Raw genomic sequence first — 25999 nt, 5'->3', positions numbered from 1 at the left:
TCGTCGCCTTGGTAGGCCATTACCCCACCAACAAGCTGATAGGCCGCGGGCTCATCCTGCACCGCCGGAGCTTTCCACCACAGTCCATGCAGACCGTGGTCATATCCGGTATTAGACCCCGTTTCCAGGGCTTGTCCCAGAGTGCAGGGCAGATTGCCCACGTGTTACTCACCCGTTCGCCACTGATCCACCCCGAAGGGCTTCACCGTTCGACTTGCATGTGTTAAGCACGCCGCCAGCGTTCGTCCTGAGCCAGGATCAAACTCTCCGTGAATGTCTACTCGGCCATGAACGAATCACAGCCGGCAAGCACCCGCGCAGAGCGGCACAGCAACCACCGGAATAGGGCGGCCCCGTGCACAGCGTCCTCGCTAGTGTTTTTGTTACCAAAGGAATCTCCAACCCCGATCACAATGACCGAGGCCGGGGATGTCAACATATCTGGCGTTGACTTTTGGCACGCTGTTGAGTTCTCAAGGAACGGACACTTCCTTTGAAATCACTTCCGTGATTTCTCCGGGCGCTTCGTTCTTTCGCGTTCTCAGCTTATCAGATCCGATCCGCGCCGTTTACCGGCGGTTTTTCCAATCCGATTTCCCGCTGAGGGGGGCGGGCTTGCCGGGTCGCATCCAAGCGGATGTTCTGCCTCGGTTTGCCGTGTCGTAGACACTACGCCTGGTCGGGGCCGAATGTCCAGCCCGTCCCAACCGTTCGAATCTACTAGTCCGTCAGCTCCGTGTCAATGGCTCTGGCGGCGTGAAGAGAAGACTACCAGCTCCGCGGGGGTCATCCCGCCACCGGCTGGAGGTCGCCGCGGTCGGCCTCCTCGACGTCGCCGATCTCGCCGGCGGCGGCCGCGTGGCGGCCCAGGACCAGGGCGTAGAGCAGGAAGAGCAGCTCGGCGAGGGCACCGATCCCGATCCGGGCCCAGGTGGGCAGGCCGGAGGGGGTGACGAAGGCTTCCAGGCAGCCGCTGACCAGCAGCACGGCCGCGAGGCCGATCGCCATGCCGATCACCGCGCGGCCCTCCTCGGCCAGGGCGACGGAGCGGGTGCGCGGGCCCGGGTCGATCACCGTCCAGCCCAGGCGCAGGCCGAGGCCGGCGGCGACGAAGACGGCGGTGAGTTCGAGCAGGCCGTGCGGGAGCAGCAGGCCGAGGAAGAGGTCCAGGCGGCCGGCCGAGGACATCAGGCCGATGCCGACGCCGAGGTTGAGGACGTTCTGTGCGAGCACCCAGAGCACGGGGAGGCCGAGGAAGACGCCGAAGACCAGGCACATCGCGGCGATCTCGGCGTTGTTCGTCCAGACCTGGGCGGCGAAGGAGCTGGCGGGACGGTCCGTGTAGTAGGTCTGGTACTCGCCGCCGGGGCGGGTCATCTCGCGCAGCTGCTCGGGCGAGGCGATGCTGTCGCGCACCTCGGGGTGGGTGGAGACCCACCAGGCGATCAGCGCCGAGGCGAGCAGCGAGAGCACGGCGATCGGTATCCACCAGCGCCGGGAGCGGTAGAGCGCGGCCGGGAAGCTGACCGTGAAGTAGCGGACGGCGTCCCGCCAGCCGGCCGAGCGGCTGCCGGTGACCGCGTTGCGGCCGCGGGCGACCAGACCGGTCAGCCGGGCGACCAGGGCCGGGTCGGGGGCGGTGGCCTGGATCCGGGCCAGGTGGCCGGTGGTCCGCTGGTACAGCAGGACCAGCTCGTCGGCCTCCTCACCAGAGAGCCGCCGACGCTTGCTCAGGGTCTCCAGTCGGGCCCACTGCGCTTGGTGGGCGGCGACGAAGACGTCCAGGTCCATGACGGGCTCACTCCAGATCACGGCGGCGGTTGGCGGCAGGGTCAGCTTGCCAGACGGCCGCAAGACGGGGACGGCCCTTCCGGGCCCTGGTACCGCCCCGTATCTTGGGCGCGGAACGGCGGGGGCCGGCGCGCGGCGCCGGAGCCCACCGCAGGGCGCGGTGCGGATCGGACGGGCGGGTGCAGTGAGCGACCTGGTGACGGGTGAGGCCGTGGTTCTCGGCCTGCAGTCGGCGAAGCTGCCGAGCAGGGCGCTGGCGGTGCTCATCGACCTGGCGGTGCAGTTCACGGCGTTCTTCTTCGTGACGCTGGGACTGATGGCGGTGCTGGACGGCCTGGACGACGCGGCCTCGGCGGCGCTGGTGATCTGCCTGATGGTCTTCTTCCTGGTCGCCCTGCCGGTCGGCGTGGAGACGCTGAGCCGGGGCAAGTCGCTGGGCAAGCTGGCGATGGGGCTGCGGGTGGTGCGTCTCGACGGCGGGCCGGTGCGGTTCCGGCACTCGCTGGTGCGGGGTCTGGTGGGCGTGGTGGAGATCATCATGCTGAGCGGGGTCCCGGCCGTGATCACCTCGCTGGTCTCCGCCGACGGGCGGCGGCTGGGCGACATCTTCGGCGGCACCCTGGTGGTGCGGGAGCGGGTGTCGGCCGCGCGGGCGACGGGGCCGCTGGTGGCTCCGCCGCCGCAGGTGCTCGCGGCACTGGGCAGCAACCTGATCCGGCTGGACTTCTCCGCGGTGCCGCCGGGACTCTGGTTGGCGGCTCGTCAACTCCTGGGAAGGGCTTCGCAGTTGGACCAGACGGTGGCGCTGCGGATGGCGGAGCAGCTGGCCGGGGACGTGGCCGAGCGGGTGCGCTGGCCGGTGCCGCCGGGGCTGCACCCCGCGCTCTACCTGGGCGCGGTGCTGACCGAGCGCCAGCGCCGCGACTGGCGCGACTGGCAGCGGACGGCCGGGGCGGCGGGGCAGGCCGCGCAGCCGTGGGGCGGGCAGCCACAGCAGCCGCAGCAGCCGCCCCAGGGCTGGGCACCGCAGCCGATGCCTGCTCCCCCGGTACCGCCGATGCCCCCGGTGTTCACCGCGCCGGCGCCCCCGGCGCCGCCCGCCCCCGAGCAGAGCGGCAGCGGCGGCTTCGCCCTCCCCGGGTGACCGGAAGCAGCTCACCCCCGCAGGTTCGGCGGCAGGTCCAGCGCCTCCAGCTCCACGCCGGGCGCCGACAGCACCACGTCCCCGGCCAGGTGCACCTCGGCCTCCTCGCCGGTCTCCAGGTCGGCCACCCGGTAGTGCTCCACCCGCAGCGGCCCGCTGTCGGTCGGGTGCTCGTCGGTCGCGGCGAGCGTCCAGGACTGGTCGAAGGTGCGCGGTGCGAGCGCCCCGCCGGTGAAGGAGACCAGGCGGATCCGGGTGGCGGCCCCGGGCGCCAGGTCGAGCAGCCGGGCGGTGGCGATCAGGAAGGCCGGTGAGTCGCCGGTGAAGCCGTGCGCCCGGTCGTGGCCCTCGACGGCGGTGTCGCCGACCGGGTCCGCGGCGGCCGACCGCACCCAGGCGACCCCGTCCACCGCTCCCCCGCGCACCTGCCAGCCGCCGGCCCGCAGCTCCATCCGCAGCGGGCGGCTGCGCGAGTCCAGCGTGAGGTCGACGCTGCCCAGCAGCGCGCCGTCCGGCGCGTAGCGCTTGGCCACGTAGCGCCAGCCGGCGGGTCCGGGGGCGCAGCTGAACCGCTCCTCGCCGAGCGGGGTGCCGTCGTGCGGGTCGTGCAGCGAGTACTGGCCGTTGGGCATGGTTCCCCACCCTATGTCCTCCGTGCGGGCGGGCTAGGGCCGGTGCAGCAGCAGGACCCCCTGGTCGTCGCGGACGGTGCGGAAGCCGGCCGCGCGGGCGTCGGACAGTTCCTTCTGCTGTTCCGCGCCGGAGATCGGCCAGCTCTTGGGGCGCTGCTGGTCCACCACGATCCAGTCGACCGTCCACCAGCCCTCCGGCCAGCCGAACTCGACGACGGTGCAGCGGTTGGTGAGCTGCGGGACCAGCTGGTTGGTGGCGGCGACCCGGGCGCCGGAGGGGATCGCCCGCAGCACCGAGCGCACCGCCCGGACGTGCGGCGGGGTGGTCCAGAAGCCGGCGCCGCCCAGCTGGGAGAACGGGAAGACGGGTATCAGCACCAGGGTGACGGCCAGGCTGGCGGCCAGGAACCAGCGCGGGCGCGGCCACCACCGCGCGGGCCGCTCGCGCAGCCGGACCAGCGCGTCCACGAAGGCGGCGAAGGCGATCGGCATCAGCACCGCGCTGTAGTGGTAGCGGGTGTCCCAGTAGAGCGGGTTGCTGGAGAGCAGCCGCCAGAGCAGGGTGGGCACGCCGATCAGCGCGAGCGGAGAGCGGACGGCGAGCAGCGCGGTCGGCAGCAGCAGGTAGAGCAGCAGGTGCTCCTTCTCGAGCGGCAGCACCAGCTCGCCGGGGATCGCCAGCAGCCGGCCCCAGCCGTGGTGCGCCGAGCCGCCGGCCGCGCTGTCCCAGTAGGCGTAGCTGTGGCTCGGGCTGAACACGGGCAGCAGCACCCCGACCTCCAGTGCGCTGGCCAGCACGCCGAAGGCCACCGCGGCGGGCCCGAGCCGGCGCTCCCCGCGCCACCAGGCGTAGCCGCCGATCACGGCGACGGTGATCCCCAGGTCCTCCTTCACCAGCACCAGCGGCGCGGCCCAGAGCACGGCGGCGAGCCAGCGCCGCTCGCCGAGCGCGACCACCGAGAAGGCGACCAGCGGGACGGCGAAGGCGACCTCGTGGAAGTCGAAGCCGAGGGTGGAGGCGATCCCCCAGGAGCCGCCGTAGCCGGCCCCCACCACCAGCGCGGCCCTGCTCCCCAGCTGCTCCCGGGCCCAGCGGCTCAGCGGCACCACGGCCACCGCCAGCAGCGCGGCCTGCGCGAGCAGCAGGGTGACGGCCGAGGGGAAGAGCCGGTAGACCGGTGCCAGCACCGCCAGCACGGGCGAGAAGTGGTCCCCCATCAGGTTGAAGCCGTAGCCCTTGAGCGCCGCCACCGGCGCCCCGCCGTGCGCGTAGCCGCGCACCGCCTGTTCGAATATGCCCAGGTCGTAGCCGGAGGTCCGGAGCAGCTGGTGGCGCCGCACCGAGAAGCCGCCGTAGCCGGCGAAGAGGACGGCCGCCAGGCACCAGGGCAGCAGCCGGTCCCGCAGCGGCGGGCCGGCGGTCCGCCGCGCGGCCCCGCCCTCGGCGCCCTCCGCCGCCCTCGTCCGCGGGCGGATCGCCATGGTGGCGCTGGTTGCCATCGACCGTCTCTCTGTCCGACCGGGCACGGCCCCCCGCCGCCCCAACGGGGACGAACCCCGGCGCGCCCGGGCTCCCGGGCGACCCGTCATCCTCGCAAGGTGCGGTTCCACGCGTTGCACCGGCCCCGCGGAGCTCGCGTGCAACCTTCCGGCGGCCCGGACGCATCAGGGAGGCGGACGGTGCGGAGAGCGCCGTCGGAGAGGAGTGGCCGCTCATGGCCGACGCGGTGCGGGACACCGAGTTCACCGAGTTCGTCGCCGCCCGGGGGGCGTGGCTGCGCAAGGTCGCCTTCCTGCTCTGCGGCGACTGGCACCGGGCCGACGACCTGGTGCAGGAGGCCGTCACCCGGCTCTACACGGCCTGGGGCCGGGCGCGCCGGGCGGACAACCTGGACGGGTACGCCCGGCGGGTGCTGGTCAACACCTTCCTGGCCGAGCAGCGCGGCGGCTGGCACCGGTTCACCGTGCGCGGCGCCCCGGTCGGCGAGGAGGTGTGCCGGGAGGCGGATCCCTCCGGCGACCTGGACCTGCGGCGGGCGCTGGCCGCGCTGCCGCCGCGGCAGCGGGCCTCGGTGGTGCTGCGCTACTACTGCGACCTCTCGGTGGAGCAGACCGCCGAGGCCCTGGCCTGCTCGCCGGGCACCGTGAAGAGCCAGTCCGCGCGGGGCCTGGACGCCCTGCGGGTGCGGTTGGCGATCCCTTCCCACCCGTCGCTGGAGGAGTTGTCGTGACGATCGATGAGGTTCCCGACCTGGTGGAACGGCTGTCGGCGCTGGCGGACGGGACGGCGCCGGCCAGCCGGGTCAGTGCCGCGGCGGCGATCCGGGGCGGGCGCGGCCGGCTGCGCCGCCGGCGGCTGGCGGCGGGCGCGCTCGGTGGCGCGGCGCTGGTCGCGGCGGCGCTGCTCCTGGTGCCCTCGGGCCGGCACCCGTCCTCGCTCGTGGTCCCGGCCGTGCCGAGCAGCACACCCTCGCCGGGCGGCAGTCCGACGCCGGGCGGCAGCGCTCCGGTCCCGCCGGGCGGCCCGGATCAGCCCCTGACCGCCGGGTACATGCCGGCCGGCAGCCACGACCCGACGCGGTACGTGCCGGCCACCGGCAGCGATCCGCTGGTGGTGGAGGCCGTCTTCGGCCGGCTGCCGGACTGGGCGAAGTACCCCGGCGGGCTGGACTACGAGAGCACCTACGAGGGCGGCGCCTTCGCCCAGGTGAAGTCCCCGACCGATCCGAGCGCGCCCCGGCTGCTGCTGTCGGTGCTGCCGGCGGGCAGCACCGCGACCTCCCCCGCGACGATGGACGGCCTGGCCGCGACCTTCCAGCCGGCCGCGCCGGTCGGCGGCCGGCCCGCCTACTGGGTGTCGCCCGGCAGCGCGCCCGGCAGCGCGACCGGCAGCAGCTCCGGTGACCTGCGGCTGCGCTGGCAGCTGCCCTCGGGCCGGTGGGCCGAGCTGCTCGGCTACCCGTTGAAGGCCCAGAACCGGGACGACCTGCTCAGGGTGGCGGCGGACGTGCAGGGCGTGCCGACCCAGGTGCCGCTGCCGGTCTGGTACGCGGGGCTGCCGGCCGACGTGAAGCTGAACTACGTCACCCTGGAGCGGTCGGCGGGTGCCGCCGGTGGCGACTGGAACGTCCAGCTGATCTTCTGGAGCGGCGCCGGGTCCACCTCCTCGGTCACCGTCCGCCCGGACGGCACCGGGACCGACCCCTCGGGTGCTGCCTGCCGCAGCGACCAGGGGGTGCGGCTCTGCGTGGGCGGCGACCCGGGCGACCCGGCGCTGAGCGGCCTGCTGCTCGCACACCTGCACACCACCGGGGCCGCCGACGGCGACTGGACCACCCAGGTGCAGCGCTGACCGGAACGCCCGGGCCGGCGCACCCACGGGGGTGGTGCGCCGGCCCGTCGCCGCGTCAGTAGCGGTACTGCTCCGCCTTGTACGGCCCCTCGACCGGCACGCCGATGTAGTCGGCCTGCTCCTTGGTCAGGGTGGTGAGCTTGACGCCCAGCGCGGCCAGGTGGAGCCGGGCCACCTTCTCGTCCAGGTGCTTGGGCAGCACGTAGACGCCGACCGGGTACTCGCCGGTCTTGGTGAACAGCTCGATCTGCGCGATGGTCTGGTTCGCGAAGGAGTTGGACATCACGAAGGACGGGTGGCCGGTCGCGTTGCCCAGGTTCAGCAGCCGGCCCTCGGAGAGCACGATGACGGTGCGGCCGTCGGCCTTGCGCCACTCGTGCACCTGCGGCTTGACCTCGGTCTTCACCACGCCGGGCAGCTTCGCCAGGCCGGCCATGTCGATCTCGTTGTCGAAGTGGCCGATGTTGCCGACGATCGCCTGGTGCTTCATCCGCTCCATGTGCGAGGACATGATGATGTCCTTGTTGCCCGTGGTGGTGATGAAGATGTCGGCGAGCTCGACCACGTCCTCCAGGGTGGTCACCTGGTAGCCGTCCATCGCGGCCTGCAGCGCGCAGATCGGGTCGACCTCGGTGACGATCACCCGGGCGCCCTGCCCGCGCAGCGACTCGGCACAGCCCTTGCCCACGTCTCCGTAGCCGCAGACCACGGCGACCTTGCCGCCGATCAGCACGTCGGTGGCGCGGTTGATGCCGTCGATCAGCGAGTGCCGGCAGCCGTACTTGTTGTCGAACTTCGACTTGGTGACCGAGTCGTTGACGTTGATCGCCGGGAAGAGCAGCTTGCCGTCCCGGTGCATCTCGTACAGCCGGTGGACGCCGGTGGTGGTCTCCTCGGTGACGCCCTTGATGGTGGCGGCGACCTCGGTCCACTTGCGCGGCGACTCGGCCAGGGTGCGGTTCAGCAGCTCCAGGATGATCCGGAACTCGTCGTTGTCCGCGGTGGCCGGGTCCGGCGCGGCGCCGGCCTTCTCGAACTCGACGCCCTTGTGGATCAGCAGGGTGGCGTCACCGCCGTCGTCCAGGATCATGTTCGGGGTCTGGCCGTCCGGCCAGGTCAGCGCCTGCTCGGTGCACCACCAGTACTCCTCCAGCGTCTCGCCCTTCCAGGCGAAGACCGGGACGCCGGCCGGGTTCTCGGGGGTCCCTTCGGGGCCGACGGCGATCGCGGCGGCCGCGTGGTCCTGGGTGGAGAAGATGTTGCAGGAGCACCAGCGGACCTCGGCGCCGAGCGCCGTCAGGGTCTCGATCAGCACCGCGGTCTGCACCGTCATGTGCAGCGAGCCGGTGATCCGGGCGCCGGCCAGCGGCTGGGCGGCGGCGTACTCGGCGCGGATCGACATCAGGCCGGGCATCTCGTGCTCGGCCAGCTGGATCTCCTTGCGGCCGAACGGGGCCAGGGAGAGGTCGGCGACCTTGAAGTCGCCCGTGGTGTTCGCCATGGGGGTGGTGCTCCTCGCTGGGTGGATCCGGTGGAACGGCTGCGCCGGACGGCGGGGCGCCCGCGTGGGCGCACCGCTGTGCAGCACAATCCGTCGGAGGACCTCTCTCCCTCGACCCGTCCCCGGATCGACCGCCATCAGCAGCGACGTTTGGTACCGGTCACGAATCTACACCGAGGAGCCGATGGCGTTCGTACCCGACCGGAGCGCGGCGTGCCGCCGCACGCCACGCCCGGTCCGAGAAGGCGCGGTTCAGAGCGTGACGGTGGCGCGGAACAGCGTGCCCGCGCCGGAGAGCACGGTGTCGGTGCCGGTGGCGGGCAGGTAGGCGGAACCGCCGCGGCCCAGCTCCAGCTCCGCGCCGTCCGCACCGGTCAGCCGGACCGAGCCCTCGGTGCAGAGCAGGATCTGCGCCGCCCGGCCGTCCACCCGGCGCTGCTCGCCCGCGCCGAGCGCGAAGCGGGAGAGCCGGAACTCGTCGATCGGGACCGGGAACAGCTCCTCGCCGTCGGCGCCGGCCCGCGGACGCAGCACCCCGGGGTCGCCGGGCTGGAAGACCACGACCTTGAGCAGTTCGGGCACGTCCACGTGCTTGGGGGTCAGGCCGCAGCGCAGCACGTTGTCCGAGTTGGCCATGATCTCCACGCCGGTGCCGTGCAGGTAGGCGTGCGGCACGCCGGCGCCCAGGTACAGCGCCTCGCCGGGCTGCAGCCGGACCACGTTGAGCAGCAGTGCGGCCAGCACACCGGCGTCGCCGGGGAAGTGCCGGGCGGCGTAGGCGTAGCCGGACCACTCCAGGGCGCGCGGGGAGTCGGGCTGCTCGGCGAGCCGCTCGGCCAGCACCGCGGCCAGCTCGTCCACGGTGGCGGCGACCACCGCCGGGTCGGTGGAGAGCACGGTGGCCAGCGCCTCGCGCAGCGCCTGCTCGGCGGGCTTGGTGCGCAGCAGGTCGATCAGTGGGGCCAGACCGGGCAGGCCCAGCTCCTCCATCAGACCGGCCGTGGCCAGCGGGTCGCGGAAGCCGCAGAGGCCGTCGAACTCGTCGAGCGCGCAGATGAGTTCGGGCTTGTGGTTGGCGTCCTTGTAGTTGCGGTGGCCGGCCTCCACCGGCACCCCGGCGGCCTCCTCGGCGGCGAAGCCGGCCTGGGCCTGGGCCCGGGTCGGGTGCACCTGGAGCGAGAGCGGCAGCTCGGCGGCCAGCACCTTGAGCAGGAACGGCAGCTGCGGGCCGAACTTGGCGACCGACTCGGCGCCCAGCTCGGCGGCCGGGTCGGCGGCGATCAGCTCGGACAGCGCCGCCTGGCCGGCACCGCGGTCCACCCGGGAGGAGTCCCCTGGGTGCGCTCCCAACCAGAGTTCCGCCTGCGGCTCGCCGGTCGGCTGCTCGCCGAGCAGGGCCGGGATCGCGGTGGTCGAGCCCCAGGCATAGGGGCGGACGGTGTTGACGAGGCGGTCCATGGTGCGGCCCTGCTCCTAGTCTCGGCAGACATGTCGGATGTGTCTGCGACGACCCTAGCCGACCCCTGGTCAGTGGCCGGACGCGGCCGCCAGCCCCAGGTAGACGGCCGCGAAGTCGCCCAGCGAGACCAGTTCGGCCAGTGCCGCCAGGGGTTCGGTGCCGGTCGCGGCGAGCTCGGTCAGCCGCACCTCGTGGGCCTCGGCCAGCCGGCGGGCCCGGCGGACGGCGGGTCCGGCCGGCGCCTCCTCCTCGGGTGCGGCGGCGGCTCCCGGGGTGTGCCGCAGCAACAGCACCTGGAGGGCGAGCGGTTCGGGCTCCTCGACCCGGTCCCGGAAGAAGTCCTCCGGGTCGGCGCCGGCCCCGAGCTGCCCGCTGAACAGGCCGCGGTGCTCGGTCAGCGCCTGCGGCAGCTGCCCGCTGACGGCGGGTCGGCCGGCCCGGTCGGCGAGCATCCCGGCCAGCCGGCCGGCGGCCACCGCGGCCGTCTCGCCGTCGCCCCAGAGCACCGGGACGGTGCCGGCCAGCTGGGCGGCCAGGCCCTTGGCGGGGTTGCGGTAGGCGGCGGCGTCCGGCCGGTGGCGGACCGACAGCTCGTCCAGCAGGTCGGCCAGCCGCGGCAGTTCGTCCTCGGCCAGGCGGAGCAGGCCGATCCGCTCGGCCAGCGCCAGCAGCGGGGTGAGGAAGGCCCAGAACGCGCCGGGGTCCTCGGCGGGCAGGTCGGGCTCGGCGGCGGAGCCGGTCGGCTCCTCGACGGTGCTCGGCGCGTAGGGCAGCGGCAGCGCCCGGACCTGCAGGGCGGCCTCGGCCAGCGGACGGTCCTCGGGGGCGATCACCATGATCGAGCAGCCCCGGGCGTAGGCCTGCTCGGCCAGCCGGATCAGGCCCTCCTCGACGCCCTCGGCGCTGGCCAGCAGCACCAGGTCCAGCGGTCCGGCCCAGCCGGGCAGCTGCCAGCCGAGCCCGGCGGTGAACGGGTCGCTGGGCAGCGACTCCACCGGGGCCAGCGGGTGCACCAGCACGGCGCCGCCGGTCAGCGCACCGAGCGCCCGACCGGCCGTCAGCGCGCTGGCGTGCCCGGCGACCAGCAGGGCCCGGGGGCGTCCCTCGGGGTGCAGCCCGGCCAGGCCGGCCGACTCGGCCAGCCGCAGCGCGGTGCGGACCCGGGCGCCGGCGCCGGCCAGCGCCAGCAGGGCGTGGTCGCGGTCGGCGCGCTGGAGGGCGGCCGGATCGTCGAGCAGGCTGTCGTCGAGCATGCGGCTGGACCTCCGGGTCCGCTCGGGTGGCGCGCGGTCAGGAGGGGCGGCGGGCCTCGTCCACGAGCAGCACCGGGATGCCGTCGCGGATCTCGTAGCGCAGGCCGCAGTCGGTGCCGGTGCAGACCAGTTCGGGCGCCTCGGCGGTGCCGCCCTCGGAGAGCCGGGCGTGGCACTGCGGGCAGACCAGGATCTCCAGCAGGAAGGGTTCGATGGTCATGGCGTGCGGCTCCGTTGTCTCCGTCGGTCGGTCGGACGCGGCGCGCCCCGGCCGGTAGGCACTCACCCTACCGGCCGGGGCGCGCGGGGCCGGTGATCAGGCCCGGACGATCGCCAGCACAGCGTCGCGCAGCTCGGCCATCTTCGCCGGGTCCTTGGCCTCGACGTTCAGGCGCAGCAGCGGCTCGGTGTTGGAGGCGCGCAGGTTGAACCACCAGTCGGCGCCGGCCACGGTCAGGCCGTCCAGCTCGTCGACGGTGACGCCCTCCTGCTCGCCGTAGGCGGCCTTGACCTCGGCCGACTTGGCGGCCTGGTCGGCGACCTGGCTGTTGATCTCGCCGGAGGCGGCGTACCGGTCGTACTCGTGGGTGAGCGCGGAGAGCGTTTCGGACTGCCCGCCGAGCGCGGCCAGCACGTGCAGCGCGGCCAGCATGCCGGTGTCCGCGCGCCAGAAGTCGCGGAAGTAGTAGTGCGCGGAGTGCTCGCCGCCGAAGACGGCGTCGGTCTCGGCCATCCGCTGCTTGATGAAGGAGTGGCCGACCCGGGTGCGCACGGCCTTGCCGCCGTGCTCGGCGACCACCTCGGGGACGGTCCAGGAGGTGATCAGGTTGTGGATGATGGTCGGCTCCTGCTCGCCGGCCGCCTTGGCGCGGGCCAGCTCGCGGACCGCGACCAGGGCGGTGATCGCGGACGGGGAGACCGGCTCGCCGCGCTCGTCGATCACGAAGCAGCGGTCGGCGTCGCCGTCGAAGGCCAGGCCGAGGTCGGCGCCGACCTCCTTGACCTTGGCCTGGAGGTCGACCAGGTTCTTCGGGTCGAGCGGGTTGGCCTCGTGGTTGGGGAAGGTGCCGTCGAGCTCGAAGTACATCGGCACGACGTCCAGCGGCAGGCCGGCGAAGACGGTCGGCACGGTGTGGCCGCCCATGCCGTTGCCCGCGTCCACGGCGACCTTCAGCGGGCGGATCGAGGTGAGGTCGACCAGGCCGCGCAGGTGGTCGGCGTAGCCCTGCAGGGTGTCCTGCTGGGTCAGGGTGCCGGTCTTGACGCCCTCGACCCCGGGGATCGAAACGGCATCGTCCTCGCCGATCCAGCTCTGCACCAGGTCGCGGATGTCGGCCAGGCCGGTGTCCTCGCCGACCGGGGCGGCGCCCGCGCGGCACATCTTGATGCCGTTGTACTGCGCCGGGTTGTGGCTGGCGGTGAACATCGCGCCGGGCAGGTCGAGCTTGCCGCTGGCGTAGTAGAGCTGGTCGGTCGAGCAGAGGCCGATCTCGGTGACGTCGGCGCCGCGGGCGGCGGCGCCCTCGGCGAAGGCCCGGGACAGGCTGGGCGAGGACGGCCGCATGTCATGGCCGACCACGATCGCCGTTGCACCGGTGACCTGCACGAATGCGGCGCCGAAGGCACGGGAGAGGTTCTCGTCCCACTGGTCCGGGACCACGCCTCGGACGTCGTACGCCTTCACGAGCTGCTTGAGGTCGCGCACTGCGGCTCCACCTTGTGTGTGTCGATTCGGGCCGGCCGGCCCCGTGGTCACGATATGTCGGCTCGGCTGCGGGCGGTCCCTGAGGGTGCAGCCCCGAGGGGCAGCAGCGTACCCGGTGCGGGTGACCGGTTCGGAACGCCGCGGGTTCACCGGGACGGACGGTTCGTCAGTCGACCTACGAGGTCAGCGCGGGTCTCAGTTCTCCGGCGAGCGGAGCACCCGGAGGTGTCCGCGGCGGCCGGCCTCGGCCGGGTCGCCCTCGGGGCCGCGCACCGGGCGGGGTCCGCGCTCCTGCGGCCGGGCCGCCTCGCGCACGGCGTTCGCCAGCGCCTCCAGGTCGTCGCTGCTGCGGCGCATCGGGCCGCCCTCGGTGGCGAGCCTGACGACCTCCCAGCCGCGCGGGGCGGTCAGCCGCTCGGCGTGCTCGGCGCACAGGTCGTAGCAGTGCGGCTCGGCGTAGGTGGCGAGCGGGCCCAGCACCGCCGTGGAGTCGGCGTACACGTACGTCAGGGTCGCCACGGCCGGTCGGCCGCACGCGGTCCGCGAACAACGACGTACAGGGCTCACGAGGGTGGACGGTACCGCACCTTCGGCCGACTGGCTAAGACCGGCCGGTCGGAGATGGTTCGTGTCGCGTGGGAGCGCGGCCGGATCGGTGTGCGTCTGGTCCACTTCCTGGCCTCCAAGGACTACGCTCGTCATTGATATGGACAGCTCCGCACCGCAACCCCCCGCCGCCCCGCAGCCCGATCCGGGCCCGCCGCGCCCCAGGCGCCGCGACCGCCACGGGCGGGGTCTGCGCGGCCCGCTGGCGCCGCCGCAGGTCCCGATCTCGCTGACCCGCTCCGAGCTGTTCGAGGACTACATCCGCGAGTCGGTGGAGCGGCTGGAGCGTCGCTGGCCGCAGCTGATCGAGGTGGAGTTCGAGGTCGCCGACGTTCCGGACGAGCCGGTCGAGGGCGCCCCGGTGCCGGAGGGCGTGCCGCTGGGGCGGGTGCTCTCCGCCCAGCCGGGCCGCAAGAGCCGGATCACCGTCTACCGGCGGCCGGTGGAGATCCGGGCCAAGTCCCGGGAGGACCGGGCCGCGCTGGTGCACGAGATCCTGATCGAGCAGGTCGCCGAGCTGCTCGGGCTCTCGCCGGACGCCATCGATCCCCGCTACGACGAGGACTGACGGCGTCCGGCGGTCCGGCCGCTCAGTGCACCAGGACGCCCGGGTCCTGCTGGGCCTGCGGGACCTGCACGTAACTGTGGTCGTCCGTGAGCTCCTGGACGGTGAACATCGGGACGTTGTTGGTGTTCACCGCGAGCACCCGGGCCGCGATCACGCCGGAGCCCGAGGTGGTCTCCACGGTCACCGCGAAGCTCCCGTTGCCGCCGCTCGGCTCGGGCACCGCCAGGCCGACCGTGGAGCCGGCCGACAACTGCACGTCCTTCGTGGCCGGGCTGCCGCCGCCGGTGCCGGCCGAGGCCGTCACCCGCACGGCGGCGGCGTCACCCGTGGCGGTGAGGAGCAGGGTGGACGAGCCGCCGGCCCGGTTGTCCGCGACGGTGGCCCGCTTGCCGATCGGGGCGGTGCCGGTCACCCAGGCGGCGTCGCTCTTGCCGTTGGCGGTGCGGTCCACCCGGACCGAGGCGATCACCGCGGTCTGGTGGGCCGGGTCGCTGGGGGTGAGCCGGATCGCCGAGACCTGCTGGCGGTTGATCTGGTCCAGGTTGACCGCGGAGACCATGCCGGCCTTGACGTGGATGGTCTCGTGGCCGGCCGGGGTGAACCAGCCGTTCGGGCCGGAGAGCTGGATCTTCAGGTCGGCGTCGTCGTCACCGCCGGGGGCGGCGACGATCAGCCGGGCCTGCGAGAGGTCGGCGGGCAGGCCGGGCAGCAGCACCGAGGGGGCCGGGTCCACCGAGGCGGGCACCCAGTCGGCGCCGGCCGAGCCATCGGCCGCGTGCAGGTAGGCGCCGACCCGGCCGCTGCGCACCACCACCTCCACGGCCAGGTCGTTGACCTGGTGGTTCGTCAGGGTGGTGAGCAGGACGCCGATCGAGGTGCCGGGGTCGACCTTGATGCCGGTGCCCGCGTCGCCGGTGTCGATCGCGCCCTGGTCGCCGTAGAGGTGGATGTCCACCACCGCGGCGGCGGCCTGGTCGTCGGTCAGCGAGACGTAGTCCTTGCGGTCGCCCGCGGTGCTGCCGCCGGCGAACCAGAAGTGGGTGCCGGCCGGGCGGCAGGTGACCCCGGAGATGCCCAGGCCGCGCGGGTCGGTGACGGTGGTGGTCTGGGTGACGGTGAAGCCGGGGGCCAGCGCGCCGGTCGCCACCGCCGAGGTGCCGTTGGTGGTGTCGCCGTTCAGCGCCGGGGCGCTGACCGGCACGCCGGGCTTGGCCAGCGTGATCTTGGCGTCGTTGGCCTGGCCGGCGGCGGGGCTGCCGCTGGGCGCCGGACCGGCCGGCGCGGCGGAGGCGGCCGGGGCCGGGGCCGCGGCCGGCGGGGCGATGTCGCGCACCGTGCCGGTGCCGCCGGTGGCGCCGGAGGCGTCGCCCGGGGTGACGGCGGTGATCTGGGTGGTGCCGGTCAGGCCCTGCATCGGCTGCGGGCAGACCGCGGTGCTCCGCTCGACCTGGGCACTGACCGGCGCGCCGGTCGGGCGGGCGCTGGGCGCGGCCGGCGGGCGCAGCTCGGCCACGCCGAGCACGGCGGCCAGCACGGCGGCGCAGGCGAGCAGCGAGCGGCCGGTGCGGCCGACGCCGCGGGCCGGGGCGTCGCCGTCGGGCTCCTCGCCGGAGCCGCCGGGGCGGGGGAGGGCGGGCAGCTTCATCGCGGGTCGGCTCCGTCCTGGTGCGGGTGACCGCCGTAGGCGGGGTCGTCGGGGTGCTGCTGGCCGGGCAGCCAGGGCTGCTGCTGGGCGTACGGGTCGCCCTGGTAGCCCTGCTCGGGGTAGCCGCCCTGCTCGGGATAGCCCTGGTAGCCGTACTCGCCCTGGTAGGGCTGCTGCTGGGCGTACGGGTCGCCCTGGTAGCCCTGCTCGGGGTAGCCGTCGCCGGTGTACTGCGGGGTGTAGGCCTGGTAGGGCTGCTGGGCCGCGTACGGGTCGTAGCCGTAGGGGTCGGCCTGCTGGTAGTCCTCGGCCTGGTAGGCCTGGCCCGGGTACGGGTCCTGGTGGACGGAGGTGGGCTCCAGCACGGCGGCGGGCTCGTCCACGGCCTGGGCCGGGATGGCCGGCGCGGCGCGGTAGACGCCCTCGTCGGTCTCCTCCTCCGCCTCGCCGCGCTCGGCCATCCGGCGGGCCCGGCGGCTGCCGGGGACGGGCGGGGCCTGCAGCTGGGCGGCCAGCGCGGCGGCGGCGAGCACCTCCTCGGGCAGGTCGTCGTCCTTGGTGGAGCGGCGGCCGGGCAGCGCCATGATCAGCACCACCAGGCCGAGCAGCAGCTGCAGTCCGGTCCAGCCGGTGTGCAGCAGCGGGGTGGATCGGGTGACGGCCAGGGTGCCGCCGCCGGCCGGAAGCTGGAAGCCCTGGGCCCAGCCGTCCACGGTGACCGGCTGCAGCGCGCTGCCGTCGAGGGTGGCGTGCCAGCCGGGGTCGGCCTGCTCGGCCAGCCGCAGCACCCGGCCGGCCGGGCCGGCCGGGATGCCGGTGTGCACGGCCTGCGCGGCGGAGGGCACGGCGATCGGGGCGGCGCCCTGGGCGGTGATCAGCACCCGGCTGGCCGGGGTGCCGCTGACCTGCCAGATCGAGGTGCCGCCGTCGCCGCCCTGGTCGACCAGGCCCGGGGTGGTGTCCAGCACGTCGCGGACCTTGCGGGCCAGCGGGTCGCGGACCAGCACGTAGGCCACGCCGTAGTCGGCCAGCGCGGTGGCCTGGTCGGCGCCGGAGCCGGCCAGCAGCGAGCCGACCAGCTTGTTCAGCCCGTCGGCGGTGGTGCCGCCGGGGTCGACCGTGCCCTCGGTCTGGCCCAGCGTCAGTCCGGCGCCGCGGACCACCGTGTAGCGGACTCCCTCGGCCGAGGCGTCGCCGGTGATCACCAGGGCGCGGGAGCGGTCGGGGGTGACCGACTCGACGGCGATGAAGGCCGGCAGCTGGCCGGCCGAGCTGCGGTGCAGCGGGCCGTCGGCGCCGGAGAGCGCCCACCAGGCGCCGGTGCCGACCGGGGCCAGCACGGCGGCGGCGACCACCAGGGCGGCCACCGGCTGGCGCCAGCCGAAGGCGATGCCGGCGACCCGGGCGTTGGCCCCGTCGGCGCCGATCGCGGCGGCGGCCAGCAGGGCGACGCCGGTCAGCAGGGTGGCCGGGCCGGACCAGGCGGCCACCGGCAGCCCGCCGGAGGCGGGGGTGACGCTGGTGCCGGCCACCGCCACGGTGAAGACCAGGCCGGCCCCGGCGGCGGCCCAGGCGGCCAGCACGGCGCGGCGCCGGTCGGCCCGCAGCAGCGCGGCCAGGGCGGCCAGCACCACGCCGGCCGAGAGCCAGATCGGCGGCACGCCCGCGCCACCGGGGTTGAGCAGCACCAGGCCGAGCGGGCCGGCCCGGTGACCGTTGAAGCCGGGCAGCCCGGCCTCCAGCAGCAGCCGGGCCGGGTGCGTGAGCAGCTGCAGCGACCAGGGGGCGAGCACCACGATCGGCAGCAGCAGCATCGCCGCGACCCGGGGGCCGAGCCCCTTCAGCGCGGCCGGCCCGGCGCCGTAGGCGCCGCCGCGCAGCACCGCGGCGACCAGCGCGGCCAGCGTCAGCGGCACCGCGACGGCCCAGGTGAGCGGCACGAAGGCGGTGCAGGCGGTGAGCAGGGTGACGGTCATCCAGGTGGAGCGCCAGCCGGGCCGGGCGCCGCGGGCGGCGGTCTCCCGGCGGATGCCGAGCCCGGCGGCGATGGCGGCGGCCCGGCCGAGCGGCGGCAGCAGCACCACCAGCACGGCGGTGCCGATCCGGCCCTGGGCGATGGCGCCGGTGGCGGCGGGCAGCAGCGCGTAGCTGGCGCTGGCCCAGGCGCGGACCAGCTTGGAGCCGATCAGCGGGCGGGAGACCAGGTAGGCGCTGACCGCGGCCAGCGGCACCGAGAGCACGAAGACCAGGGTGACGGCCAGGTCGGCGTGGTCGAAGAGCAGCCAGGAGAGCGCCGCGAGCACCGCCAGGTAGGGCGGTGCGGTGGCGGTGGAGCCGGTGCCGACGGCGTGCCAGCTGCCCGCGTACATGTCCCACAGGCCTGACGCGCCGTCATCGGTGGGCAGCAGGGCGCCGCCGAGCAGGGTGCCGCTGCCGAGCAGGTTGCGCCCGGCGGCCAGGGTGAGCAGCAGCAGGGCGGCGAAGAGCACCGGGGCGGGGCGCCGGGCGAGCTTCTTGAGCAGCGCGAACTGCTCGACCTCCAGCACCTCCTGGTCCTCGTCGCCGCCGGTGGCCTCGCCGCCGCCGTGCCGGCCGATGGTGGTGTCGTCGCTGCCGCCGATGCCGAGCGAGGCGATCGCGCCCTCGACGGCGAGCCGGGCGGTGGCGCCGGGCGGCGGGAAGAGGCTGCGGTCGTCCAGCGCGTCGAAGGAGCGGGTGCGGGCCCGGCGGGTGCGGGCGAGCAGCAGCCGGGGCAGCCGGACCAGTTCGTGGCCGAGGCCGGCGATCTCGTCGTAGGCCTGCCGGGGGTCCTTGCCGACCAGGTTGGCCAGCACCCGCAGCAGGGTGCCGAGCACCAGCCGGAGCAGGACGTAGGGGAAGACCAGCCGGCGGGAGTTGGCCAGCAGGGTGTAGACGGCGCCGGCCTTGTCCACCCGGTGCGGGTGGTCGGCGGCGCAGTCGATGGCGCGGCGCTCGCGGCTGGCCGCCTCGGCGTGCCGCAGCACCGCGTCGGGGGCGATCACCACCCGGTGGCCGGCCGCGTTGACCCGCCAGCAGAAATCGGTGTCGTCGCGCATCAGCGGCAGCGCCCGGTCGAAGCCGCCGAGCTGCTCGAAGACGTCGCGGCGGACCAGCATGCCCGCGGTGGAGACGGCCAGCACCGGGCGGACCTGGTCGTGCTGGCCCTGGTCCTGCTCGCGGCGGTCCAGGCCGGTCCAGCGGCGGCCGGAGCGGGCGATGGTGACGCCGACCTCCAGCAGCTGGCGCCGGTCGTACCAGCTGCGCAGCTTGGGGCCGACCACGGCGGCGGAGGGGGTGGAGTCGGCGACCTGGAGCAGCCGGCGCAGCGCGTCGGTCTGCGGCTCGCAGTCGTCGTGCAGCAGCCAGAGCCACTCGACCGGCTGGGTCTCCCGGGGGCCGCCGCTGCGCAGGTCGTCCTCGTCGGCGAGCGGGTCGCCGAAGTCGTCCCAGCCGCCGGTGACCGGGTCGTAGCCGGAGGGGTCGAGGCTGTAGGGCAGGTCTTCGGGGCGCAGCGGCGGGCTGTTGAAGACGGCCTCGGCGACGGCGGTGCCGAAGCCGGCCCGGCGGCCGAGCACGATGGGGCCGGACTCGGGCAGCCAGTCGCCCAGGGTGTCGCGCAGGAGCTGGGGGGAGGCGTCGGTGCTGCCGGTGTCCACCGCGAGGATGCGCTGGACCTGGCGGTCCTGCCCGAGCAGGCCGGCCAGCGCCTGGGGCAGCCAGCGGGCGCCGTCGTGGCTGACGACGACGGCGGTCACCAGGTGCCGCGGGTAGGCGGGCGGCCGGTGGGACCCGCCGGGCAGCGGGCCGGACGACGGCTGGTCTGGGTAGCCGTGCTGGTGGCTGTAGGCAGTCATCGAGTGCGCAGGCCCCGGTTCCGAGTGGACGGCAGGTGGCGCACCACACTAACGGCTTCCGCCTCGGGCGTTGCCCACCGGTGGGGGGCCTGGGGTCCGGTGCGGGGCCGGGGTGCGGCGAAATGCAAAAGCGCCCCGCCATTGTGGCGAGGCGCCGGACAACTCCGGTGGATGCTAGGGGAGAGGGCCGCACAGATTCCGCACAGGGAAATTCCGGTGACCGGTCGCCAGGTCAGACGGCGCTCTTCTTGAGCCGTCGGCGCTCGCGTTCCGACAGTCCGCCCCAGATGCCGAATCGCTCGTCGTTGGCGAGGGCGTACTCGAGGCATTCGGAGCGCACCTCGCAGGCCAGGCAGACCTTCTTCGCCTCGCGAGTGGAGCCGCCCTTCTCCGGGAAGAAGGACTCCGGGTCGGTCTGCGCGCACAGCGCGCGCTCCTGCCAGCCGAGCTCCTCTTCCTCTTCGATGCCCTCACCGATCAACAGCTCAAAGAGCTCGCTCATTGGCGCGCCTCCTCTGCCCCTCTTGGCGTCCCCGTGCGGGTGGCCGCCGGCTGGCTCAGCCGGACGACACGACTGAAATTACATGTGCGTCACTCTGGCTCAGTCAAGCCGAGCTCTGGTATTGGCCCGTGAATTCACTCCCCGGAACCAAGCCACTACAAATAGTCTACATATCCGGACAGAACGGACTTTCCGCAGCTCGCAGCGGATGCGGTGGGTCCGAACCGGGTCCGGCACCCACTCCCGTGGACGCCCGGGCGACCCGCTCCGGTTGCCCGGGGCGTCGCAGCAGGCGAGAGTGCGCGCGGCGGTGGTGCGGTGCGACCGGCGGGCGGCCGCCACCAGACCGGACTGACGCGGGATCAATCCGGCCAAGGGCCTGACTTCCCGGCTTTTGGCACATCGAAACATCGAGCAGGATTTATCGCCCGATCCGGTGCTTCACCCGGAATATCCCTCTGATGGCGGTAGGACGCGACTTGACACGAACCCCGCCTACCCTGTCTCCTGTCATGCATGTCAGAGTCCATCGCCCAGCGGAGCCGCCACGCGGCCGTCCGCCGTGCCGCGAGCACTCTGTGTTGTCGTCGCCGCCCCTGTTGTCGATAGGCGCGTCGGCCGTTCCCCCTCCTCCCGGGACGTTCCCGGTCTCGGCGCGCCCGTCCAAGGACAAGGACCACGAGGCCGCCCGCGCAGCTGACTCCACCCGCCCCCGCGGACGCCGGCCCACCACCGACGACCAGTCCGCGAGGTTCCCGCTCCCATGCGCACCCGTCTCCGCCCCCGCAAGCGCAACCGCGACCGCAACAAGCTCGCCCGCCGCGCCGCCGCCCTGCAGCCCGCCCGCGGCTGGGCCGACGGGCTGAGCGACGTCAGCATCGCCGGCGACCCGCTGGCCTTCCCGCACCTGGCCCGCACCGACCTGCCCGGCCACCCGACCACGGTGGCCGGCTACGCCCGGCTGGTCCGGGAGATCGCCGCCGACCGGGACCGCTGGGCCCCGCTGGTCCGCTACGACGCGCTGACCCGCTGGTACGCCCGGCTGGAGACCGGCCCGGGCTACGAGGTCTGGCTGCTCAGCTGGCTGCCCGGCCAGAGCAGCGGCCTGCACGACCACGGCGCCTCCTCCGGCGTGCTGACGGTGGTTCAGGGCGAGCTGGTCGAACGCTCGAGCGGCAACGGCGGGCACGGCACCCGCACCCTCGCTCCGGGCAGCCGCCGGGTCTTCTCCGCGGGCTACCTGCACGAGGTGGTCAACGCCTCGCTGGAGCCCGCCGTCAGCATCCACCTCTACTCCCCCGGCCTCACCGAGATGAACCAGCACCGGGAGCCGGCCCGCGAGTTGGCCCCCGAGCCGTCGTAGCGGCGTCACCGGCGCCCGCCGGGGCTGGCAGGATGGCCGCATGCGTATCGTGGCACTGGCAGGCGGGATCGGCGGCGCGCGGTTCCTGCGCGGCCTCAAGGACGTGGTGTCGCCCGGCGACGAGATCACCGTGGTCGGCAACACCGGGGACGACATCCACCTCTTCGGGCTGAAGGTCTGCCCGGACCTGGACACCGTGATGTACACCCTCGGCGGCGGCATCCACGAGGAACAGGGCTGGGGCCGGGCCGGGGAGAGCTTCGCGGTCAAGGAGGAGCTGGCCGCCTACGGCGTCGGCCCGTCCTGGTTCGGGCTCGGCGACAAGGACTTCGCCACCCACATCGTGCGCACCCAGATGCTCGGCGCGGGCTACCCGCTGAGCGCCGTCACCGAGGCGCTCTGCGACCGCTGGCAGCCCGGGGTGCGGCTGCTGCCGATGAGCGACGACCGGGTGGAGACCCACGTCCGGATCACCGACGCTGAAGGCACCCGGGCGGTGCACTTCCAGGAGTACTGGGTCAAGCTGCACGCCGCGGTGGACGCCGAGGCGATCATCCCGGTCGGCGCGGACACCGCGAAGCCGGCGCCCGGCGTGCTGGAGGCCATCGCCGCCGCCGACGTGATCCTCTTCCCGCCGTCCAACCCGGTGGTCTCGATCGGCACCATCCTGGCCGTGCCGGGCATCCGGGCCGCGGTGGCCGCCGCGCCGGCGCCGGTGGTCGGGCTCTCCCCGATCGTCGGCGGCGCTCCGGTGCGCGGGATGGCCGACAAGGTGCTGGCCGCGGTCGGGGTGGAGGCCTCGGCCGCCGCGGTGGCGCTGCACTACGGCGCCGACCTGATCGACGGCTGGCTGGTGGACGAGGCGGACGCGGACGCGGTCGAGCCGGTGGCCGCCGCCGGGATCGCCTGCCGCGCGGTGCCGCTGCTGATGTCCGACCCGGCCGCCACCGCCGCGATGGCCCGGGCCGCGCTGGAGCTCGCCCAGCAGGTGCGCCGGTGACCGCCGCGCTGGAGGTGCTGCCGGTCCCCGGCCTGCCGGAGATCGAGGCCGGCGCCGACCTGGGCGCGCTGATCGCCAAGGCCGTCGACCTGCTCCCCGGCGACGTGCTGGTGGTCACCTCGAAGATCGTCAGCAAGGCCGAGGGCCGGCTGCTGCGCACCGAGGACAAGGACGCGGTGGTCGCCGCCGAGACGGTCCGGGTGGTGGCCCGGCGCGGGAAGACCCGGATCGTGCAGAACCGGCAGGGCCTGGTGATGGCCGCCGCCGGGGTGGACGCCTCCAACACCGCGCCCGGCACCCTGCTGCTGCTGCCGCTGGACCCGGACGCCTCGGCCCGGGCGATCCGGGCCCGGGTGCGGGAGCTGACCGGGCGCCAGGTCGGGGTGCTGATCACCGACACCTTCGGCCGGCCCTGGCGCAACGGCCTGACCGACGTGGCGATCGGCGCGGCCGGGGTGGCCGTGCTGGAGGACCACCGCGGGCGGGTGGACAGCCACGGCAACGAGCTGGCGCTGACCGTCACCGCCACCGCCGACGAACTCGCCGCCGCCGCCGACCTGGTGAAGGGCAAGGCCAGCGGCATCCCGGTCGCCGTGGTGCGCGGGCTCCCCGGCGCGGTCACCGAGGAGGACGGCGACGGCATCCGGCGGCTGATCCGCCCGGTCGAGGACGACATGTTCCGGCTCGGCACCTCGGAGGCGCTGCGGGCCGCCGTCACGCTGCGCCGCACCGTGCGGGAGTTCAGCGACCAGCCGGTGCACGGCCCGGCGGTGCGCCGCGCGGTGGCCGCCGCGGTCACCGCGCCCGCCCCGCACCACACCACGCCCTGGCGGTTCGTGCTGCTGGAGACGGCGGAGGCCAGGACCCGGCTGCTGGACGCGATGCTCGGGGCCTGGCGGCGCGACCTGCGCGACCTGGACGGCTGGGACGAGGCCCGGATCGCCCGCCGCACCGCCCGCGGCGACGTGCTGCGCCGGGCGCCCTACCTGGTGGTGCCCTGCCTGGTGACGGAGGGCGCGCACGCCTACCCCGACGCCCGCCGGGCCGCCGCCGAGCGGGAGATGTTCACCGTCTCGGTCGGCGCGGCCGTGCAGAACCTGATGGTGGCGCTGACCGGCGAGGGCTACGGCACCGCCTGGGTCTCCTCCACCATGTTCTGCCGCGAGGTGGTCCGGGAGGCGCTGGAGCTGCCCGCCGACTGGGATCCGATGGGCGCCGTGGCGGTGGGCCGTCCGGTCGAGCCGCCGGCCGACCGGCCCGAGCGGGACCCCGAACCCTTCGTACTGACCCGCTGACCCGCTGATCCGCCGACCTGCCGACCTGCCGACCTGCCGACCTGCCGACCTGCCGACCACGAGACGGGCGGCCGCCCCCCGGCGGCCGCCCGCTGTCCCGTCAAACTGACTAAGTAGCAGTCGTACTGACTAAGTGTCAGCTGGTCTGACTAAGTCGCCGGACACGTGACCAAGTCGGACGGCCGTGCTTCACCGCCCCTGAACCCGCACGTGAGACTCGTGGCACCGAAGGGGTGAGTCCGGTTCCCGCTGGTCCGGGACCGGACCGCCTCTCATCCGCCACGGGAGGCATTCGGTGAACACAGCAACGACCTGGCCGTCGCGCGTGGACTCGCCATCCGATCCGTCCGGTGTCATCGGCGACTTCGTGCGGTCGCTGCCCGCCGTCCAACAGCCCGACTGGTCCGAGGCCGGCCAGCTCGCCCACGTCACCGACGAGCTCTCGCACATGCCGGCCCTGGTGACCTGGGACGAGGTGCGCACCCTGCGCAGCCTGCTGGCCGAGGTCGCGGCCGGCAAGGTCCAGGTGATCCAGTCCGGCGACTGCGCCGAGGACCCGGCCGAGTGCTGCCTCGGCTACGTCGCCCGCAAGGCCGCTCTGCTGGACGTGCTGGCGGGCGTGATGAAGATCAACTCACTGCGCCCGGTGATCCGGGTCGGCCGGATCGCCGGGCAGTTCGGCAAACCCAGGTCCAAACCGACCGAGCTGGTGGACGGCCGGGAACTGCCGGTCTTCCGCGGCCACATGGTGAACAGCCCCGAGCCCGACCCGGAGCTGCGGATCCCGCTGCCGGAGCGGCTGCTGGTCGGCTACCGGGCGGCCCGCACGGCCGTGGACATCCTGCGCCACCGGACGGTGGTCGGCGCGCCGATCGCCGAGGCGCCGATCTGGACCAGCCACGAGGCCCTGCTGCTCGACTACGAGCTGCCGCTGCTGCGCCGGCTGCCGGACGGCGCCGGCGTGCTGCTCTCCTCCACCCACTGGCCCTGGATCGGCGACCGGACCCGCCAGCTGGACGGCGCGCACGTGGCGCTGCTGGCCTCCGTCGCCAACCCGGTGGCCAGCAAGGTCGGCCCCGGCATGGCGGTGGAGGAGCTGCTGGCGCTCTGCGCCCGGCTCGACCCGCACCGCGAGCCCGGCCGGCTCACCCTGATCTCCCGGATGGGCGCCGACCGGGTGGCCGGGGCGCTGCCGCCGCTGGTCGCCGCCGTGCGCGAGGCCGGGCACCCGGTCAGCTGGCTCTGCGACCCGATGCACGGCAACACCGTCACCGCCCCCAGCGGCCTGAAGACCCGGCTGGTGGACACCGTGATCCGCGAGGTGGAGCGGTTCCAGGACGCGGTGGACCGGGCCGGCGGGGTGGCCGGCGGGCTGCATCTGGAGACCACCCCGGACGACGTCACCGAGTGCGCGGCGCACGCCGGCCGGGTGGACGAGGTGCCGGGGAAGTACACCAGCTTCTGCGATCCGCGGCTCAACCCGGAGCAGGCCATCGCCGTCGCCTCCGCGTGGCGCTCCTGATGGCCGCCGGGCAGGAGGGGCAGGTCGCGCTGGTGACCGGCGCGGCCGGCGGCATCGGCGCCGCCGTGGTCCGCACCCTGGCCGGCCAGGGGCTGACCGTGGCCGCGCTGGACCGCGACGAGGCGGCGCTGAAGGCGCTGGCCGCCGGGACCGCCGGGACGGACGTCCACCCGTTCCCGGTCGACATCCGCTCCGGCGCCGAAGTGGCGGCGGTGGTGGCCGCCGTCGAGGAGCGGCTGGGCCCGATCGGCCGGCTGGTCAACGCGGCCGGCGTGCTGCGGCTCGGCCGGGCCTGGGAGCTGTCCGACGAGGACTGGGAGACCGTCATCGCGATCAACGTGACCGGCACCTTCCGGGTCACCCGCGAGGTGGTCCGGCGGATGGTCGGGCGGCGCTGCGGAGCGGTCGTCACCATCGGCTCCAACGCCGGCGACACCGCCCGCACCGAGATGGCCGGCTACGGCGCCTCCAAGGCGGCGGTGGCGATGTTCACCAAGGTGCTCGGCCTGGAGGCGGCGGAGTACGGCATCCGCTGCAACGTGGTGGCGCCCGGCTCCACCGCCACCCCGATGCTCACCGCGCTCTGGCAGGAGGGCCAGGGGCCGCAGAGCTCGATCGACGGCACCCCCGGCGCCTACCGGGTCGGCATCCCGCTGCGGAAGCTCGCCGAGCCGCAGGACATCGCCGAGGCCGTCGCCTTCCTGCTCTCCGACCGGGCCGGCCACATCACCCTGCAGACCCTGACGGTCGACGGCGGAGCCACGCTCGGCGCCTGACCCCACCGGC

The 25999-nt window shown here is 74.4% G+C and carries 21 protein-coding genes and 1 rRNA gene; 9 read left to right on the top strand and 13 right to left on the bottom strand.

Features of this window, described 5'->3' with window-relative positions; genetic code table 11:
* Together ACFYNO_RS05215 and ACFYNO_RS05210 are read right to left on the bottom strand one after the other, a co-directional pair.
* Nucleotides 1-274 (bottom strand): 16S ribosomal RNA (locus ACFYNO_RS05215); the annotation flags it as partial.
* 512 nt (nt 275-786) lie between these two features.
* Entirely contained in the window at nt 787-1791 is a 1005-nt protein-coding gene (locus tag ACFYNO_RS05210) for a stage II sporulation protein M (protein ID WP_388005458.1), read from the bottom strand.
* Between the two features lie 184 nt (nt 1792-1975).
* Between ACFYNO_RS05210 and ACFYNO_RS05205 the strand changes: the two genes are divergently transcribed.
* Nucleotides 1976-2935 (top strand): RDD family protein, encoded by a 960-nt coding sequence (locus tag ACFYNO_RS05205; protein WP_388005455.1) that lies wholly within the window; start codon nt 1976-1978, stop codon nt 2933-2935.
* Nucleotides 2936-2946: 11 nt separating this feature from the next.
* Here ACFYNO_RS05205 and ACFYNO_RS05200 read toward each other — a convergent pair whose 3' ends face one another.
* Nucleotides 2947-3567 (bottom strand): hypothetical protein, encoded by a 621-nt coding sequence (locus ACFYNO_RS05200; protein ID WP_388005452.1) that lies wholly within the window; start codon nt 3565-3567, stop codon nt 2947-2949.
* Nucleotides 3568-3600: 33 nt separating this feature from the next.
* Entirely contained in the window at nt 3601-5067 is a 1467-nt protein-coding gene (locus tag ACFYNO_RS05195) for a DUF2079 domain-containing protein (protein ID WP_388005449.1), read from the bottom strand.
* 215 nt (nt 5068-5282) lie between these two features.
* Here ACFYNO_RS05195 and ACFYNO_RS05190 point away from each other — a divergent pair, with 215 nt between their 5' ends.
* Together ACFYNO_RS05190 and ACFYNO_RS05185 are read left to right on the top strand one after the other, a co-directional pair.
* Nucleotides 5283-5798: a SigE family RNA polymerase sigma factor gene (locus ACFYNO_RS05190; protein ID WP_388005446.1), complete on the top strand. Its 516-nt coding sequence runs from the start codon at nt 5283-5285 to the stop codon at nt 5796-5798.
* Entirely contained in the window at nt 5795-6919 is a 1125-nt protein-coding gene (locus ACFYNO_RS05185; RefSeq protein ID WP_388005443.1) for a hypothetical protein, read from the top strand. Before ACFYNO_RS05190 ends, ACFYNO_RS05185 begins: the two co-directional genes overlap by 4 nt.
* A 55-nt stretch (nt 6920-6974) precedes the next feature.
* Here ACFYNO_RS05185 and ahcY read toward each other — a convergent pair whose 3' ends face one another.
* From ahcY to ACFYNO_RS05155, 6 genes are all read right to left on the bottom strand, one after another.
* On the bottom strand, nt 6975-8420 hold the full coding sequence (ahcY, locus tag ACFYNO_RS05180; RefSeq protein WP_388005440.1) for an adenosylhomocysteinase: 1446 nt from the start codon (nt 8418-8420) through the stop codon (nt 6975-6977).
* Nucleotides 8421-8672: 252 nt separating this feature from the next.
* Nucleotides 8673-9878 (bottom strand): mannose-6-phosphate isomerase, class I, encoded by a 1206-nt coding sequence (gene manA, locus ACFYNO_RS05175; RefSeq protein ID WP_388005437.1) that lies wholly within the window; start codon nt 9876-9878, stop codon nt 8673-8675.
* A 69-nt stretch (nt 9879-9947) separates the two neighbouring features.
* Entirely contained in the window at nt 9948-11132 is a 1185-nt protein-coding gene (locus tag ACFYNO_RS05170; RefSeq protein WP_388005434.1) for an SIS domain-containing protein, read from the bottom strand.
* A 37-nt stretch (nt 11133-11169) separates the two neighbouring features.
* Nucleotides 11170-11352 carry a Trm112 family protein gene (locus ACFYNO_RS05165; RefSeq protein WP_388005431.1) on the bottom strand — a complete coding sequence of 61 codons (183 nt, stop codon included), beginning with the start codon at nt 11350-11352 and terminating at the stop codon, nt 11170-11172.
* 96 nt (nt 11353-11448) lie between these two features.
* The gene (locus tag ACFYNO_RS05160) at nt 11449-12837 is read right to left on the bottom strand and encodes a phosphomannomutase/phosphoglucomutase (RefSeq protein ID WP_388005428.1); all 1389 of its coding nucleotides are present in this window, start codon (nt 12835-12837) and stop codon (nt 11449-11451) included.
* Between the two features lie 195 nt (nt 12838-13032).
* Nucleotides 13033-13404 carry a DUF3499 domain-containing protein gene (locus ACFYNO_RS05155; RefSeq protein ID WP_388005425.1) on the bottom strand — a complete coding sequence of 124 codons (372 nt, stop codon included), beginning with the start codon at nt 13402-13404 and terminating at the stop codon, nt 13033-13035.
* 139 nt (nt 13405-13543) lie between these two features.
* Here ACFYNO_RS05155 and ACFYNO_RS05150 point away from each other — a divergent pair, with 139 nt between their 5' ends.
* Nucleotides 13544-14011: a metallopeptidase family protein gene (locus ACFYNO_RS05150; RefSeq protein ID WP_388005422.1), complete on the top strand. Its 468-nt coding sequence runs from the start codon at nt 13544-13546 to the stop codon at nt 14009-14011.
* A 22-nt stretch (nt 14012-14033) separates the two neighbouring features.
* Here ACFYNO_RS05150 and ACFYNO_RS05145 read toward each other — a convergent pair whose 3' ends face one another.
* From ACFYNO_RS05145 to ACFYNO_RS05135, 3 genes are all read right to left on the bottom strand, one after another.
* Nucleotides 14034-15656, bottom strand: a complete 1623-nt coding sequence (locus ACFYNO_RS05145) for a DUF5719 family protein (RefSeq protein WP_388005419.1) — start codon at nt 15654-15656, stop codon at nt 14034-14036.
* Nucleotides 15653-19531, bottom strand: coding sequence for a glycosyltransferase (locus ACFYNO_RS05140; RefSeq protein ID WP_388005416.1), 3879 nt, complete (start codon nt 19529-19531; stop codon nt 15653-15655). Before ACFYNO_RS05140 ends, ACFYNO_RS05145 begins: the two co-directional genes overlap by 4 nt.
* 232 nt (nt 19532-19763) lie before the next feature.
* Nucleotides 19764-20033, bottom strand: coding sequence for a WhiB family transcriptional regulator (locus ACFYNO_RS05135; protein WP_145905924.1), 270 nt, complete (start codon nt 20031-20033; stop codon nt 19764-19766).
* Between the two features lie 763 nt (nt 20034-20796).
* Here ACFYNO_RS05135 and ACFYNO_RS05130 point away from each other — a divergent pair.
* The 5 genes from ACFYNO_RS05130 to ACFYNO_RS05110 all read left to right on the top strand — a co-directional run bounded on the left by ACFYNO_RS05130 (nt 20797) and on the right by ACFYNO_RS05110 (nt 25989).
* Complete coding sequence (locus ACFYNO_RS05130; protein WP_388005412.1) at nt 20797-21396, top strand: cysteine dioxygenase; 600 nt, start codon at nt 20797-20799, stop codon at nt 21394-21396.
* 40 nt (nt 21397-21436) lie between these two features.
* Entirely contained in the window at nt 21437-22396 is a 960-nt protein-coding gene (gene cofD / locus ACFYNO_RS05125) for a 2-phospho-L-lactate transferase (RefSeq protein ID WP_388005409.1), read from the top strand.
* Complete coding sequence (locus ACFYNO_RS05120) at nt 22393-23691, top strand: coenzyme F420-0:L-glutamate ligase (RefSeq protein WP_388005406.1); 1299 nt, start codon at nt 22393-22395, stop codon at nt 23689-23691. The genes cofD and ACFYNO_RS05120 overlap by 4 nt, the downstream gene beginning before the upstream one ends.
* 325 nt (nt 23692-24016) lie before the next feature.
* Entirely contained in the window at nt 24017-25213 is a 1197-nt protein-coding gene (locus ACFYNO_RS05115; protein WP_388005403.1) for a 3-deoxy-7-phosphoheptulonate synthase, read from the top strand.
* The gene (locus ACFYNO_RS05110) at nt 25213-25989 is read left to right on the top strand and encodes a 2,3-dihydro-2,3-dihydroxybenzoate dehydrogenase (protein WP_388005401.1); all 777 of its coding nucleotides are present in this window, start codon (nt 25213-25215) and stop codon (nt 25987-25989) included. The genes ACFYNO_RS05115 and ACFYNO_RS05110 overlap by 1 nt, the downstream gene beginning before the upstream one ends.
* The last annotated feature ends 10 nt before the right edge of the window (nt 25990-25999 follow it).

Origin of the sequence: Kitasatospora sp. NPDC006697 (genome assembly GCF_042869935.1) — a bacterium.
Taxonomy (GTDB): domain Bacteria; phylum Actinomycetota; class Actinomycetes; order Streptomycetales; family Streptomycetaceae; genus Kitasatospora.
Note: the sequence above shows the minus strand (reverse complement) of the source record. Positions and strands in the feature narration are given on the sequence as shown.

Coding starts and splice junctions, on each gene's coding strand:
- ACFYNO_RS05170 (WP_388005434.1), bottom strand. CDS start 11,132: ATGCTCGACGACAGCCTGCTCGACGATCCGGCCGCCCTCCAGCGCGCC.
- ACFYNO_RS05200 (WP_388005452.1), bottom strand. CDS start 3,567: ATGCCCAACGGCCAGTACTCGCTGCACGACCCGCACGACGGCACCCCG.
- ACFYNO_RS05135 (WP_145905924.1), bottom strand. CDS start 20,033: ATGAGCGAGCTCTTTGAGCTGTTGATCGGTGAGGGCATCGAAGAGGAA.
- ACFYNO_RS05140 (WP_388005416.1), bottom strand. CDS start 19,531: ATGACTGCCTACAGCCACCAGCACGGCTACCCAGACCAGCCGTCGTCC.
- ACFYNO_RS05195 (WP_388005449.1), bottom strand. CDS start 5,067: ATGGCAACCAGCGCCACCATGGCGATCCGCCCGCGGACGAGGGCGGCG.
- ACFYNO_RS05150 (WP_388005422.1), top strand. CDS start 13,544: ATGGACAGCTCCGCACCGCAACCCCCCGCCGCCCCGCAGCCCGATCCG.
- ACFYNO_RS05110 (WP_388005401.1), top strand. CDS start 25,213: ATGGCCGCCGGGCAGGAGGGGCAGGTCGCGCTGGTGACCGGCGCGGCC.
- cofD (WP_388005409.1), top strand. CDS start 21,437: ATGCGTATCGTGGCACTGGCAGGCGGGATCGGCGGCGCGCGGTTCCTG.
- ACFYNO_RS05145 (WP_388005419.1), bottom strand. CDS start 15,656: ATGAAGCTGCCCGCCCTCCCCCGCCCCGGCGGCTCCGGCGAGGAGCCC.
- ACFYNO_RS05165 (WP_388005431.1), bottom strand. CDS start 11,352: ATGACCATCGAACCCTTCCTGCTGGAGATCCTGGTCTGCCCGCAGTGC.
- ACFYNO_RS05190 (WP_388005446.1), top strand. CDS start 5,283: ATGGCCGACGCGGTGCGGGACACCGAGTTCACCGAGTTCGTCGCCGCC.
- ACFYNO_RS05210 (WP_388005458.1), bottom strand. CDS start 1,791: ATGGACCTGGACGTCTTCGTCGCCGCCCACCAAGCGCAGTGGGCCCGA.
- manA (WP_388005437.1), bottom strand. CDS start 9,878: ATGGACCGCCTCGTCAACACCGTCCGCCCCTATGCCTGGGGCTCGACC.
- ahcY (WP_388005440.1), bottom strand. CDS start 8,420: ATGGCGAACACCACGGGCGACTTCAAGGTCGCCGACCTCTCCCTGGCC.
- ACFYNO_RS05130 (WP_388005412.1), top strand. CDS start 20,797: ATGCGCACCCGTCTCCGCCCCCGCAAGCGCAACCGCGACCGCAACAAG.